The following is a 14499-nucleotide window of genomic DNA, read 5'->3' on the forward strand; positions in this document are numbered from 1 at the left end:
TGCTCAGTCGCGGCTCAGAAACCGTTCCGCATCCGCCAGCGAATGCAGCAGGGTGGTTTCCTGCGGTGAGCCAATCCAGACGGCGATAGCGCTGTAGTTATCGCTGTTATTGTTTTTCTTCCATGCCTGCTGCATCAGGGCGATCCACTCGCTGGGGGAGTTGACCATGTGCAGCGACTGTTCCAGTTCGGCCTGGCTGAAGCTGTGCCAGAAGCCGTCGGTGCACAGCAGGAAAACGTCGCCGTCTTCCAGCTGCAGCACGTCGCTGTAGGTGGCGTCGCGCTCTTCGTTCAGCCCCAGCGCGAAATACAGCAGGTTGCTGTTGATGCCGTTGGTCTGATAGCCGGCGTCCTGCATCTGCTGGATCAGGCTGTGGTCGGTGGTGACGGCATGCAGGTAGCCGCGGCGGAACAGGTACAGGCGGCTGTCGCCGGCGTGCGCCCAGTAGGCCAGCTGGTAATCGCGATCGATAAACAGGCTGACCAGCGTGGTGCCCATCTTGCTGTATTCGTCCGACTGTCGCTGTTGCTGGTGGATGGCGGCGTTGGCGCGCGTAATGTGCTGGCGAATGCTTTGGGCGTTCAGGTGCTTTTCGCCGTCGAAGTTTTGCAAAATGGTGTCGCGCGCCAGTTTGGCGGCGATATCGCCGCCCGGAAAGCCGGCGATGCCGTCGCACACCACGAAGCAGGCGGCGCGGTTGCCGAGCACCTCGCCGGTCTGATCCTGGTTGGAGGCGCGGCCGCCCTGGTTGGAGGTAGAGGCTATGGTGATATTCATTACGCGTCCGGTTTGGTCTGTGAGTCTTTGTATTGATTCACTTCAACGTCATAGGCGTGCAGGAAGGCTTCGCCGAACAGGGTGTGGAAATCGTCCTCGATCTCGCCGGAGGTTTGCTGATAGTTCTTCACGAAGTAGTCCCACAGCGCAGCCTTGCGGTTGGCGGGCAGCGACAGACGCGGCGCCACGCCTTCCTTGCGCGCTTCCTCTTCGAGGCGCTCCGGGTTGAACGACTGCAGCATGGCGGCGATGATGGCGCGGATGCCGGCGATCATCCCCAGCTGGTGCGCCTGCAGGTCGATCAGCGCATCGCGCACCGCCTGCTCCGGCGGCATAAAGCCCGGCATCTGGCTGCCGAACATCTGCATCAGCACCGTTTTGCCCGAAGGCAGCAGCTTGAACGGGTTGTTGGCCTCGTCGAGGATCATGGTCATCTCGGCCTTCACGCCGCGCTTGAGGATCGAGCGGGATGAAAGCAGGGCGACGGTGCCCTGCGAGAACAGGCTCAGCAGGCGGCCGGCCTGGCGGATCTGCCGTTCGTCGAAGTGCGGCTGCGGCTGCAGATCGTCGAGGCCGATGCCTTGCAACAGCGCCGTCAGCAGCGGCCCCTCTAAGGTGTCGCCATTCGGCGCGGCGGCGTGCTGCCGCTGAGCGGACTGGTAGGCGACCGGATCGATGCCCAGGCGGTTGCCCTGGCGCGGGCGCGGCGGCTGCGCAGGCGGTTCCTGCTGGTTGAACTGCGGCACGGGTTGGGGCTGTGGCTCAGGCGTCTGCACGGGTGGTGGCGTCGGCTCTGGGCGTGGCGCTTGCGGTTGTGCGGCGATCGGAGGCGGAGACGGCGGCGCGGGCGGCTGTACCGGCTCATCCGGCTGAGCCAGCGGCACGGCGCCGCCCATCAGCAGCCCCAGCGGATCGTTGCTGTTTAGCGTCTCGGGCGACGCGGGAGCGGATGAACCGCCGAACAGCGCCAGCGGATCCAGCTCTTGCTCCGGTTGCTGCGCATTCTGAGCCGGGGTTGCCGGCCGCGCTGGCGCAGCCTGTTCCGCCAGCAGCGCGCTGGGGGTGGTATCGGCCAGGATGTGTTCGCGCTCAAAGGTGGTGTCGGTGTTGAACAGCGCCGCCGGATCGGTTTGCTGCTGCTGCAGCTGGCGCAGATCGACATCGCCCGCCAGCTGTGCCAGCGGATCGGCCGGGTTCAGCTCGCGAGCGGGGGTATCCAGCAGCGGGTGGTTGCCAGGATTGGCGACCGGCGGCGGCGTGACGGCGGCCGGCGCATTCGGGGTAAATTCTTCCACCAGGCTGTCCCAGATTTCGTTGGGGATGGGCGCGGCGGATTTTTCTTTGGCGGCGGCCTTGACCACCGGTTGAGCCTGTGGCGCGGCGTGCTGGTGCAGCGCGCTGACTTCAATCTGGTAATCGTCGATGCCGAGCATGTCGCCGTCCTGCAGTTCAACCTGGCGGCCACGTTCCAGCGGAATGTCGTTCAGCAGCACGCGGGTAACGTTGCCGCGGTTGGTGATGCGGCATTCGCCGTCAGCGGAAATATGCACGATCGCCTGCAGGCGGGAAATGGCGCGCTCTTCGTCCGGCAGCACCAGGTTGTTGTCCACGCTGCGGCCGATGGTGCCGCCCGGCGGCAGAAAATCGCAACTGCTCTGCGGCGGAACCTGGCCGCTTTTATTTTTTACAATGGAAAATCGCATAAGGCATTCCTGCTGATTAGGAGGTAGTGCAATAATTAATGATTCGATCTTTGGCTTGCCAAAATTGGCGGATATTTTGGCAAGCCGTTAAGTTGTTTCTTAACTCGTTCACTAAGGCTTGTTGTAGTCTTAATTTTACGAAATGCTTTTGTTATTAATTGAAAGAATTATGGAATAAGAAGGTGAAATAAAATTCCGTTGAACATCTCAAGGGTAACGGCTCTCTCATAACTAATTCTGATATCAGTTGTCGTCTTTCCCTTGGTACTTCTTGATGATGGCTTGCAACGCTTGGCTATGTACAAGATCGATGCACTTTGCCATCGTCATCGGCTCCCCAGACATGCTGTCATAGTGCTTTGCCAGAAATTCTTTTGCCAGCGCCCTGACAGCGGTATGCGCTTCCAGAGAATAATCGCCGAACTCCATGTAACCCCTGGCGGTGGCGGCGGCATCGTTTTTGACTTCTTTTGCTGAGTACCCCTCGGCGATACAAACGCTAAGCGCGTAGTTTTTGAGGTACTCGGCAGGGGAATAACTTTCTTTGGCTTGAGCTGCTTGAGTACATCCCAAAAATATCATGCTTGCAACACACAGGGATTTTATTTTAGTAGCCATATAGATGCCTCGCTGGACTTTGGAAAGTAACAATGATCTGAGCAGGTTGTACCGTTCCATAATGTTGCGTGCCCGCTGGCATCATTCCATCCTGGAACAGTGAAAACCAATATCCCTTTGTCTTTTGAAAAGTCACTGGGGGTAGGGTTTTTTATCGTTTTATCAGGTTTGCCGAATTTATAGCTCAAGAAGTTAATAATATCTCTGACACGATAAATGTACCAATTTTTATCTTTGCCTGAAACGGTCTTCCATGCTCCTCGTTCAACTTTAAAACCAGAGTAATTGAGCGTGTAACTCATGCGTATTGCGCAGGCATTGGTGAATCCTTGCAATGGATCATTGACGCCAAGCTCAATGTTAAGACCTATATTTCCACCGATCTTTTTGCCAACATCAGTAATATCTACGTTTATTTCGCTAAATCGTTGCCACGCTTGCTGGAATGAAGGGCGACTCATTATAACGTCCTCTGTTGATAGATGCCCCTAATCAGGGGCATCTTTGCGGGAGGATTAAGCTTCGCGGTTTTCCTTGATGTTCCAACCTGCGCTGCTTTCGGCGCCTTTGCCGCCTTTGTCGCTCTGCTCCCAGTATTGCTGTTTCACTTTCGCCGCCTGGAAGGAGTAGGTGACGCCCACGGTATCTTCGCCGCCTGCACCGGTGTACTGTACGGCGGTGACCAGCACGTCTTCCAGGGTGATTTTTGCGTATTCAACCTGGCTACCACCCGCCTTACAAACCGACAGCTCAATCTTGGTCAGGTGTTTGCCGCTTGAGCAGTGTTTCAGCAAGGCCGGGGTTGACTTGTCGATCAGCGCGTTGACGTGCAGATCGTTGAAGCACACTTTGCCGGCGCCACCGCCGCCGCCAACGCCCATATTGCCCGGTTGAGAAGCGCCCCAGGAGAAAGAAGTAATGTCGGTCCAGCCTTTGTGATTCGAATCTTTGGATTCGCCGCTGGCACCTTCAACTTTCAGGAACATATCAATAGCCATAGTTTCTTCACTCTTTATTAAGGGTTAACAGTAGTATTAACGTTACGTTGAAAAACTCAGGTAATAGCAGCAGGAATTGCAAGTGTGGTAATGCATTACCAATTTATATCCTTGTGCCATGCACCTTCTTAAATACCGAAAACTATCGGTACGGGTTACCGAGCCACTATTAAGTGCTAATGGCTCAATGCTTAATTATTTCGCGTTATCTTGATTCCACGCGCGATCTGGATTGCCTGCAATGAGCTGTCGGGAAAGCTTGTCCAATTCAGAACTATGGTACAACCGCAGACAGTTCAAGGTGACGCCTTGACTCCTGTCTTTAGTTTCACTGTGAAACTCATTGATTCTGGATTTATATTTTCCGATGAGAACATTGATTTTCTCATCACCTGATTCGATGTCGAATGGCATCCATTCTCTCATCGCATTCGCCGTTCTGGCTGCATCAAGAGAGAATGCCTTATCCGAATCGGAGACCTGTGCCAGGCAGCGAGACAATGCCAGTTCTTTTACGACCTGGTGATAAGGCAGCTGTTTGATAAATGCCACAGGATCCTGATTTGGCGCTGCTTGCAACCTTAATGAGGCGATAAGCAAGCATGCAGTTAAACCAAATCTCATGCTTTTACTGGTCAGCCGATGGAACACTAGCTTAATTCCCAAAACCAGACTTCTTTGCAGTTAAAATAGCAATGGGAATGGCAGGTCAATAGCGAGTTTTCTGGTTCGATAAGATCAATGTGTCCGCCATCATAGTTGGTTATTTTATTGAAGAACACGACGCCTTTTTTATTGCCGATACCCTTCTCTGCATCTGGAGCATTAAAGAAAATGTTGGCTTTGCCAAAACTACTGGAGCGATGCAACTGATCGGCCAGCAGTTTGGCTCCAGGCTCAATCGTTTTACCCTTATAGGTGCCTTTTTTGATTGGCAGACGGCCTTTGAAGCTGATGCCGGCTTTCAACAGCGCCAGGCTCATGCGGACGGCACAGGTATTGGCATAACCAGGGTTTTGCTTTAGAAGCGTATCAAGCTCATAACCAATCTCGGCGTAAACGGCTTCTGCTGCCAAATATCCCGGGCTAGAGTAATCAGAGGAGTAATGGCTGCTTTTTAGCTGACGATATAAAGGTTTCATGCTTTGCCTCCTTTGCAGGGGAAGCGAGTCGCCAGAGCCTCTTCAATCAGGGGGGCAGCCCTTTCGTGCAGGCGCGCAGCGGGAAGTTTATTAAAGAATTCGAACACAAACTCCTGCAGAGTGACGGTTTGTAGCTGGCTGTATTGGCACCAGCTTTTTCCTTCCGTCGCGTCCAGCACGCCCAGCAAATAAATCCGCGCTTTCTCTTTTTCCTGTTTATCTGCACTGCGATAGAAACGGAAAAAGTCGCTGCCTGGCAGATTGACATCATCGGACGTCAAGTGCGCTATCGATGTCTGCTCTGCGAAAGCTGGCGGCGCGGCGGAGAGCGAGCAGACGACAGCCAACAGCGATGCCAGATAAAACCGTTTTGTCTTCATCTTTCTTTCCCTGTGATGAGGTTGATGTATCAGCCAGGCCGCACTCTCGCGGCCTGACTTCAGTCCATCAGGACGCGTCGTTTTGCTTCAGCGAAGGCAGCTTCGACACCAGGCGCAGGGAGACGGTCAGGCCTTCCAGCTGGTAGTGCGGGCGCAGGAAGAACTTGGCGCTGTAATAGCCCGGGTTGTCTTCGATCTCTTCCACCTGCACTTCCGCCGCAGCCAGCGGTTTGCGCGACTTGGTTTCCTGCGAGGAGTTGGCCGGATCGCCGTCCACGTAGTTCATGATCCAGTCGTTCAGCCAGCGTTCCATGTCGTCGCGCTCGCGGAAGGAGCCAATTTTGTCGCGCACGATGCACTTCAGGTAGTGCGCGAAGCGGCAGCAGGCGAACAGGTACGGCAGGCGCGCGGAAAGCTGGGCGTTGGCGGAGGCGTCGGCATCGTAGTATTCCGCCGGCTTCTGCAGCGACTGCGCGCCGATAAAGGCGGCGAAGTCGGAGTTTTTGCGGTGCACCAGCGGCATAAAGCCGTTTTTGGCCAGCTCGGCTTCGCGGCGATCGCTGATGGCGATCTCGGTCGGGCACTTCATGTCCACGCCGCCGTCGTCGCTCGGGAAGGTGTGGCACGGCAGGTTTTCCACCGCGCCGCCGGATTCCACCCCGCGAATGGCGGTGCACCAGCCGAACTCTTTGAACGAACGGTTGATGTTGGCGGCCATGGCGTAGGCGGCGTTGGTCCAGGTGTAATTGCCGTGGGTCGCGCCGTCGGTTTCTTCTTCAAAGTCAAACTCGTCCACCGGGTTGGTGCGGATGCCGTAGGGCAGGCGCGCCAGGAAACGCGGCATCACCAGGCCCAGGTAGCGCGCGTCTTCCGACTCGCGCAGGCTGCGCCAGGCGGCGTACTCGGTGTTCTGGAAAATCTTGGTCAGATCGCGCGGGTTGGACAGCTCCTGCCAGGACTCCATCTGCATCACGCTCGGCGCGGTGCCGGCGATGAACGGGCAATGCGAGGCGGCACCGATCTTGGCCATTTCGCCCAGCAGCTCCACGTCCTGCGGGCTGTGATCGAAGTAGTAGTCGCCCACCAGGCAGCCGAACGGCTCGCCGCCGAACTGGCCATACTCTTCTTCGTAGACTTTCTTGAAGATCGGGCTCTGGTCCCAGCCCACGCCTTTATAGCGCTTCAGCGTGCGGCCCAGCTCCTGTTTGGAAATGCTCATAAAGCGGATCTTCAGCATCTCGTCGGTTTCGGAGTTGTTGACCAGATAATGCAGGCCGTGCCAGGCGCCTTCCAGCTTCTGGAAGTCGTCGTGGTGAATGATCTGGTTGATCTGCTGCGACAGCTTTTCGTCGATTTCCGCGATCAGCGCCTGGATGGTGCGGTAGGCGTCGGAAGAAACGGTGACGGTGTTTTCCAGCGCCTGTTGCGCCAGGGTTTTCACCGCGTTCTCGACCGCTTCTTTGGCCTGATCGGTCTTCGGCCGGAACTCTTTGTTCAGCAGCGCGCTGAATTCATCGCTGGAAAAAGTCTCGGTGGTCTGCAACGCATTTTGTTGCTGAGGCGAGTTGCTCATCGATTAATCCTCACGCTCGTTGTTGTCGTCGTTAACCGCCGGCTTCGGCGCGTCGGTCAGGGATTGCAGCAGCGCCGGGTTTTGCAGGATCTTGGAGATCAGCTCTTCGGCGCCGTTCTTACCGTCCATATAAGACAGCAGGTTGGAAAGCTGGGTGCGGGCGTCCAGCAGATTGCCCAGCGAGTCGACCTTGCGGGCGATAGCGGCAGGGGAGAAGTCTTCCATGCTTTCGAAGGTCAGATCGATGTTCAGCTTGCCTTCGCCGGTCAGGGTGTTATCGACCTGATAAGCGACGCGCGGCTTCAGCGATTTCATGCGCTCGTCGAAGTTGTCGACGTCGATCTCCATGAACTTGCGTTCTTCCACGCTGGCTTGCGGATCGACCGCTTTCCCCACCAGATCCGCCATCACGCCCATCACGAACGGCAGCTGGATTTTGCGCTCTGCGCCATAAATTTCGACATCGTATTCAATCTGTACGCGCGGCGCGCGGTTGCGGGCGATAAATTTCTGCCCGCTGCGGGATTTCGAGTTTGACATGATTTACTCCATCTAATGGCGATTGGGAACGCGCCTCGTCCGGCTGGGAGAGTCAGGTTCTGATTCGGGTCTGCGCCGGGGCAGACGGTATCGGATGCGTCAAGAGAACAAAGGTCGGCGGCTAGCTGTTCTCCTCGTGGTCGGGGCGACCGAGAATGGTCTCCAGTTGGTTAAGCCCATCGGGCGCCAAATCGCGGACGATTTGCATAAAGTCCAACGTAATCAGCCGCTGGACCCGATCGATCATCAGCGGCGCCGGGTGGCTCGGCTCATGAAGACGAAAATAGTTTTTCACCTTGTCCAGCATCAGCTGGGCGTCGTCGCGCGACTGGATCTGCGCGCTGCGCCAGTTCAGCGGTGCCGTGGCGTTTTGCATCGCAGCCGGTTGTTGCTGGGCGGCGGTTTCCGGCGGGGCGTCGGGTTCGGCGGCGGCCGGGGCATCGCTCTGGCCGGCGAGCGCCACCAGAGAAAATACCTTGGTCAGCGCGCCCATTTCCGGCAGGGCGCTTTCCCCCAGATGGCGGGTCACTTCACTGCGAATGGCGCCCAGGGTGTGGGCGATGTGCGTCACCAGTGCGCCTTCGGGGCGGCCCTGCTGCGCCAGCTCATCCTGCAACCGTGCGCGGCCGCCGGGAAAGTTGGGGCACTCTTGCTTGCTGCCGTCGAGCAGGGCGCCGGCATCGCGCAGCGAGATTTCACCGGCGGCGCTTTTCAGCAGCGGCGCGGTGCGCACGCTGGCGGCCAGCGCGGCTTTGTCGCCGAGGTCGGCCAGCGCATTGATGCGAAACAGCGGGTCGGCTTCGCCGTCGAACTCCAATGCCGGTTGCAGAGCATCCCAGTAACGGAGTATCGACTGGTGGATCAGCGTCAGCCCGTCGGCGTAGCCCGGCAACCCGCGCAGCTGGGTCCAGGCGCGGGTGAGATACAGCATGACGCGCAGGTCTTTGGTGCGCGCCAGCAGCGAGGTCGCGAGGCGTTCGACCTGCACCCAATCCGGCGCTTCTTCCGGAATGATGGTGCTGCCGAACTGCTGTTCGGCCTTGCCGGTGGCGGCGCGCGCCATTGCCAGAAAGTCGGCGTCGTATTCCAGGTTGTCGCCGCAGGGATTGTCCGCGTCAACCGGGGCCAGCAGGGTATCGGTGTCGATAGCCATAGAATTTCCTTCAACGAACGATGTTAATCAAACATTTGCGGGTACTGGCCGCCGCGGCCGGGGCGTGCCCAGCCGTTGGGCTCGAACAGCAGTGAAAACAGCTGCACGGTGAGGTTGCCGCTGTGCACGTGAGTGTAGAGCGGGTGTCCGTCGGCCTGATTGGTCCACCAGAAGCTGGTGTACTGCGCCGGATCGAAACAGTCGGCGGCCTGTTGCCAGCCGAGACCCGGCACGTCCGGATGCTGAAAACCGATAATCGACAATATCTCGGAATCCGTTTCCGCCGGTGGGCTGGGCAGCGCCGGGATTGCCTGCAGCGTGCGGTCGATCTGTTCGGCGGAGAAGCCGTTGCGCACGCCGTTCAGCAGGGTATGGCCGAGCTGCTGGTACCAGCTCGCCGCCATGTTCAGCTGTTGCGGGCGCCATTCTTGCAGGCTGAACAGGCGTAGCGCGCAGATCGGGTAGCGCCGCCCGACGCGATCGCGCGCCGGCAACAGGCAGCCCATCTGCACGTACGGGCTGCCGAGCGTGGCGGGGATCACGAAGTTCCACACCGGTGCGTTGCTGAACGGGTGGCCGTTTGGCCCCTGCGCATCGCGCTGCAAATTCACCAGCCCGTTATGGAACCAGTGGGCCCAGTTGTTGACCACCGGATCGGGCAGGCGGCGCTGCAGAAAATCGCCGGCGGAAGGAAGTTTTCCGTACCAGCCGAGGCTCGTCGGGGCGCTTGAATCAGTGCTCATGATCATGTCCTTTCGGGGCTACGGGCACGAGAAGGCCGGCAGTTGGAACGGATTACGGATGCTGTTGGGCGTGAACTCCAGCGTGACGCGATGGCCGTCGAGATTGAACGTCGCCTGGCGGCCGAGGCCGCCGGTGCCCGAGGATTGCGCCATGTCCACCAGGCGGTTCAGCGCCCATGGCCCGCTGGTCACCAGGCTGGCGGTGGTGCCGTTGGCCAGCGCCAGCTGCAAATGCACCTGGTTGGTATTGCGGGTGCCCGGCCAGCTGACCACCAGCGGTACCTGAGGGCCATGGCTGTATTTGAACAGTTGGCCGTCGATATCCAGCGTCAGGTTGAGGATGTCGTTATCCATCCGCACTGGCCGCACGGTCACGCGGTACGAGGGCGTCGCGGTACCGTTGGCGAAGAAGGCGTCGCGGATGCGCTGCGCCTGCTGGAACGAACGCAGGATGCCTTCGCCGCCGGGCAGCGTCTTGCCGTCCACGCCGGGAGTAAAGCGCCAGTTGGCGCGGGTGGTGTCGACCTTGCCCTGCAGATTGTCGCGGAAGAAACTGTCCATCAGCCCGCTGTTCGGCGCGAACATGCGCGCCAGATCGTCCGGCGTCACGTCCTGGCGCGCCCGGGCCACCAGCGGATAACGGCCGGCGATCGCCTGGCGGCAGAAGCTGCCGACCTCGAAGCTGATGCGCTTTTTCACGTTCTCCATCTCTTTACGCTGGGTGTCGCTGCTGGCACCGATCGCCAGCGACAGCAGCATCTGTTTGAACGGCACCGGCAAGCGGCCGGATTCGGCCTGCAGACGAGGGATGATGTCGCTCGGCGGTGCCGACATGCCGCTGTTGGCCGCGCCCTGTACCGCCGTCAGATAGCTGTACAGCTCATCGACCTGCTTCAGCACGCTGTCGAAAGGGATCGCCTTATTGCCTTCGCCCTGGCTTTGCGCCAGCTCCAGCAGCGGCGCGAAGTGCGCCATCACCAGCTGTTCCGGCTGGGCCGACACGTCGCCGTCGGCGTTGGCCGGTCGGTTGGTGAACAGCGCTTCCAGCGTGCGGTTGGCGTTCTGATTCAGTCTGTCTTCGGTTTTGGCCAGCAGCGAACGGGAATCGGCGTCGCTTTTCTCGTCGCGCAGGGTGACGTTTTTGCTGACGTTGACCAGCAGGTTACGCATCGGCGACGGGTTGCCGGAGAGTAGTCGCGCGCTGCTGATGCGCTGGGTCAGGTTGCCGATGTTGGCCAGCTGGATATCTCCCAGCAGCGCATCCCAGGCGCTGATGAAGTCCTGCATGTACAGCTGGCGGATGGTCTTGGTCAAATCGGCGCTCTTCTGCTCCGGCGCCTGGCTGTTCAACACCCAGACGTCTTCCTTGCGCAGCGTGTCGGTCACCGGGTCGATGTTGTCGCTGAACGCTTTCCAGTACCCTTGTGAGGTGAACAGGCCCGGTACGCCGTCGGTCACCGGTTTGCCGCTTTTGCGGCTGAACGCCAGCTCGGTTTGCGGGCCGGCCAAATCGACCAGGCTGACCGGCTTGATGTCGGTCTGTTTCAGCAGCAGACGTTTGAGGCGGCCATAGACGCGCTGCGACAGCGGCGCCCGATTGATGGCGGCCTGCGCCTGCGCCACCAGCGGTTCGTCTTTGGCGTAAGGCGAGGCCTGGATCTGCGTATCCAGCAGTTGGCTCAGGTGCCATTCGATCTGCTGCAGCTGTTTTTGGGTGCTGCCCTGCGGCAGGTTGCGCTGCAGGTTAAGCATCACCCAGGCGCGCAGGAATTTGCCGTCGTACTGCTTTGGCAGATACAGCATCTGATAGGCCTTCAGCGCTTCGTAGCTGAAGTCCGCATCGCCGTGGTTGTCGTTGCGCAGCGTGGTGGCGATCTGTTGCGCCACCTGCGGCAGCAGCAGCTCTTTCAGCGCTTTTTGGTACAGCGCATTGCCGGCGTCGCCCACCTGATCGCCGCGGAACAGCCCCATGCGGTAGGTGAACGGCGGATCGTCCAGCGAAAAGTTCTGGCTGTCCGGCAGGTGCAGCAGGCTATTGAGGAACGGCAGCAGCGAGAACATGTCGCCGTTACCCAACTGCGTCAGGTTTTGCCCCTGGCGCTCGACGCCGGGCACCTTGGCGGCCACTTCCGCCAGATAGGCCTTGTTGTTGCCGTAGCTGGTGAACCAGAGCATCGCCAGCACCGCCAGGATCACCGCCAGCGCGATGTAACCCGCCCAGTGCAGGGCGCGATTGCGGTATTCCCACCAGCGGTTGCTGCCCGCCAGCCCGGATTCCTGGAAGACCACCGATTCCAGCGTCTCTTTCAGGAAGAAGCTTTGGCCTTTGGCTGCCGGGATCGGCGTTTCCTGGCCCACGCTGTCCCAGGCAGCGTTGGCCTGCGCCCCTGAGTTTGCCGTCGGCAGCTGCAGATAGCGGTTCAGCTCGCCCATCACCCGGTCGAACGGCAGGCCTTCCTGCGTGCCGCTGGTGAAATAGATGCCGCGCGGGGTAAAGCGGGTTTCAAAACTGGAGGTGGCGAACACCTGTTCCAGGTATTGACTGAGCAGCGGGCGCAGGGCAGCGAACTCCTGCGGGAACAGATAACTTTCAGCGCGCTGGCGCGCGTCGTGCTCCATCAGCAGCGTATCCGGCAGCGCCGCGTCCAGCCGCTGTTGCAGCAGGGCGTATTGCTGTTCGAAAGCGGCGTTCAGATTGAAGTCCGGCTGCCGCGAGCGCTCGTAAGGGAAGGTGAACCCCCAGATCTGGTCGCGCTGTGCTTTGTCGAAGCTGCCAAAGTAGGCCATAAAGCCGTTGAGCAGGTCGGTTTTGGTCACCAGCACATAGACCGGGAAGTGAATGCCCAACTGCTCGTGCAGTTCGATCAGGCGTTTGCGCAGCGCGCTGGCCTGGGCGGCACGCGCTTCGGCGCTGTCGCTCAGCAGATCGGCCACGCTGATGGTCACCATCACGCCGTTGATCGGCTGGCGGGTGCGGTATTTTTTCAGCAGCGCGACGAAGCTTTGCCACTCGCCGGCATCTTCTTCGCGCTGGCTTTCCTGCGTGGTGTAGCGGCCGGCGGTGTCGAGCAGCACGGCGTCGTTGGTAAACCACCAGTCGCAGTTGCGGGTGCCGCCCACGCCGCGCAGCGCGGCTTTGCCGAAGCGATCCGCCAGCGGGAAGTGCAGGCCGGAGTTGACCAGCGCGGTGGTTTTACCGGCGCCGGGCGCGCCGATGATCACATACCACGGCAACTGGTACAGATATTGGCGGCTGAAGCGGGTCATCCAGCGATGTTTGCCGCCCTCCTGGCCCGGTGCGAAGCGCGCCTTTTTCAGCAGCTGCGCCGCTTCGTCGAAGCGCTGAGCCAGCTGATCGTCTTGTTTGATCTCGGGCTTGCCGTCTTCCGCCGGCACCGCTTCGGCGGCGCGCAGGTTGCTCAGCAGGCGACTGTTGAACCAGGCGCTGTAGAGGCGCGGGATCAGGCGGCACAGGAACCAGATCAGGTAGATAACGCCGATGGCGATCTGGCGGTTGAGTTCCGGCTCCAGCGGGCGATAGTCGCCGATGGCCACCAGCGGGCCGATCATCCAGATGATGAACGCCAGCGCGGTGATGCCGACAAAGCCCCACAGCAGGCGGCTGGTGATGATGGAGAATAACGTACTGAGCATTACTTTCCGGTTCCTTGCGGCAAGCCGTTGATTTCCGCCTGGGTATTTTCCGGGGCGACCAACAGCGTAATTTCTACCCGGCGGTTCAACGCGCGGTTCACTTTGTTATCGTTCGGCGCGACGGGGTTGCTTTCGCCGCGGCCCTCGGCCTTGACCCGCTGCGGGTTGGCAAGGTGCTTTTGCAAGCGGGCGCTGACCGCTTCGGCGCGCGCCAGCGACAGCTCCCAGTTGGAGGCGAAACGGGCGCTGCGGATCGGCACGTTGTCGCTGTAGCCGGTGACCAGGATCTTGCCGCTGACGCCGTTCATGGCGGCGGCGATGCGGTCGATGACCGGAATATAGTTGGCGCGCACCGTGGTGGCGGCGGAGTCGAACAGCCCGTCGCCTTTGAGGATCACCACGCTTTGCTGCGCTTCGTCGCGCACCACCACCAGCCCTTCGGCGATCTCTTTGCGCAGGAAGCTTTTCAGGCTCAGCGTCGGCGGCGCGGCCGGCGCCGGGTTACCGATCGCCACTTGCGGCAGATTGGTTTGGTAAATCGCCGCCAGCACCGGGCTGGTGTTGTCGCCCAGCCGCCAGTTGAGGGCGATGAACAGCAGCGAAGCCAGGAAGCCGGTCAACGCCACGCAGGCCCACAGCGGCACCAGCGGGCGCCACAGCTTCTGCTGCACCGGCAGATCCAGCGCATGAGGCGACAGCGGCGGGGCATAACCGCCGCGCACCGACCGGATCAGCTGCAGCAGGCGCTGCTTCATGGTTTCCAACTGCGAGCGGCCGTTTTCCATCACCCGGTAGCGGCCTTCAAAGCCCAGCAACAGGCAATAATTGATCAGCTCCAGCAGGTTGATGTGCTCGCGCGGGCTTTGCGACAGCTTGGCCAGCAGCTGGAAAAACTTCTCGCCGCCCCAGGTTTCGTTATGGAAGGTCACCAGCAGCCCGCTGCCGGACCACACGCTGTTGCTGCCCCACGGGGTCAGCGCCGCCGCTTCATCCAGCGCGGTGCACAGGCAATAACGCGCGCCGATGATCACTTCGTACGGCAGGTTGGCGCGTTGGCCGCGGATCTCGAAGCGGCGCATTTCATCGATCAGCTGTTGGCGCAGCTGCGCCGGGTTGGCGTGCGTGGCCGACTGGCGGATCTGCGAAATGGCGTTCAGCAGTGGGTTGGCGGCGTCCACCAGCGGATTGGCCGCCGGCGACATGCTATTTTCCTGAGTC

At 59.9% G+C, this 14499-nt stretch carries 14 protein-coding genes; all 14 read right to left on the bottom strand.

Going from position 1 to position 14499, the window contains the following annotated elements; all coding sequences use genetic code 11:
- Positions 1–3: 3 nt before the first annotated feature.
- Complete coding sequence (locus tag WCL58_RS00425; RefSeq protein ID WP_015378289.1) at positions 4–777, bottom strand: PP2C family protein-serine/threonine phosphatase; 774 nt, start codon at positions 775–777, stop codon at positions 4–6.
- Positions 777–2480 (bottom strand): type VI secretion system-associated FHA domain protein TagH, encoded by a 1704-nt coding sequence (gene tagH, locus WCL58_RS00430; RefSeq protein WP_336850290.1) that lies wholly within the window; start codon positions 2478–2480, stop codon positions 777–779. Before tagH ends, WCL58_RS00425 begins: the two co-directional genes overlap by 1 nt.
- A gap of 243 nt (positions 2481–2723) precedes the next feature.
- A complete protein-coding gene (locus WCL58_RS00435) occupies positions 2724–3062 on the bottom strand; it encodes a type VI secretion system amidase immunity protein Tai4 (RefSeq protein WP_260439759.1) in 339 nt (112 codons plus the stop codon).
- A 20-nt stretch (positions 3063–3082) separates the two neighbouring features.
- Positions 3083–3562, bottom strand: a complete 480-nt coding sequence (locus WCL58_RS00440) for a type VI secretion system amidase effector protein Tae4 (protein ID WP_141959549.1) — start codon at positions 3560–3562, stop codon at positions 3083–3085.
- A gap of 51 nt (positions 3563–3613) precedes the next feature.
- Positions 3614–4096: an Hcp family type VI secretion system effector gene (locus WCL58_RS00445; RefSeq protein WP_038876771.1), complete on the bottom strand. Its 483-nt coding sequence runs from the start codon at positions 4094–4096 to the stop codon at positions 3614–3616.
- A gap of 195 nt (positions 4097–4291) precedes the next feature.
- Complete coding sequence (locus tag WCL58_RS00450; RefSeq protein WP_443004958.1) at positions 4292–4720, bottom strand: T6SS amidase immunity protein Tai4 family protein; 429 nt, start codon at positions 4718–4720, stop codon at positions 4292–4294.
- 26 nt (positions 4721–4746) lie between these two features.
- Positions 4747–5238, bottom strand: a complete 492-nt coding sequence (locus WCL58_RS00455; RefSeq protein ID WP_060420731.1) for a T6SS effector amidase Tae4 family protein — start codon at positions 5236–5238, stop codon at positions 4747–4749.
- Entirely contained in the window at positions 5235–5618 is a 384-nt protein-coding gene (locus WCL58_RS00460; RefSeq protein ID WP_025303292.1) for a Rap1a/Tai family immunity protein, read from the bottom strand. The genes WCL58_RS00455 and WCL58_RS00460 overlap by 4 nt, the downstream gene beginning before the upstream one ends.
- Positions 5619–5685: 67 nt before the next feature.
- Positions 5686–7191 (bottom strand): type VI secretion system contractile sheath large subunit, encoded by a 1506-nt coding sequence (tssC, locus tag WCL58_RS00465; protein ID WP_019452990.1) that lies wholly within the window; start codon positions 7189–7191, stop codon positions 5686–5688.
- 3 nt (positions 7192–7194) lie between these two features.
- Positions 7195–7731, bottom strand: a complete 537-nt coding sequence (gene tssB, locus WCL58_RS00470; protein ID WP_047730442.1) for a type VI secretion system contractile sheath small subunit — start codon at positions 7729–7731, stop codon at positions 7195–7197.
- A gap of 121 nt (positions 7732–7852) precedes the next feature.
- Positions 7853–8884 (bottom strand): type VI secretion system protein TssA, encoded by a 1032-nt coding sequence (gene tssA, locus WCL58_RS00475; RefSeq protein WP_060420740.1) that lies wholly within the window; start codon positions 8882–8884, stop codon positions 7853–7855.
- Between the two features lie 23 nt (positions 8885–8907).
- Positions 8908–9627, bottom strand: coding sequence for a type VI secretion system-associated protein TagF (gene tagF, locus WCL58_RS00480; protein WP_060420743.1), 720 nt, complete (start codon positions 9625–9627; stop codon positions 8908–8910).
- An 18-nt stretch (positions 9628–9645) separates the two neighbouring features.
- The gene (gene tssM / locus WCL58_RS00485) at positions 9646–13281 is read right to left on the bottom strand and encodes a type VI secretion system membrane subunit TssM (protein ID WP_336850293.1); all 3636 of its coding nucleotides are present in this window, start codon (positions 13279–13281) and stop codon (positions 9646–9648) included.
- Positions 13281–14483 carry a DotU family type VI secretion system protein gene (locus WCL58_RS00490; protein ID WP_080480317.1) on the bottom strand — a complete coding sequence of 401 codons (1203 nt, stop codon included), beginning with the start codon at positions 14481–14483 and terminating at the stop codon, positions 13281–13283. Before WCL58_RS00490 ends, tssM begins: the two co-directional genes overlap by 1 nt.
- Positions 14484–14499: the final 16 nt, after the last annotated feature.

Source organism: Serratia sp. TMDUHS_CL (assembly GCF_037137105.1).
GTDB lineage: Bacteria > Pseudomonadota > Gammaproteobacteria > Enterobacterales > Enterobacteriaceae > Serratia > Serratia nevei.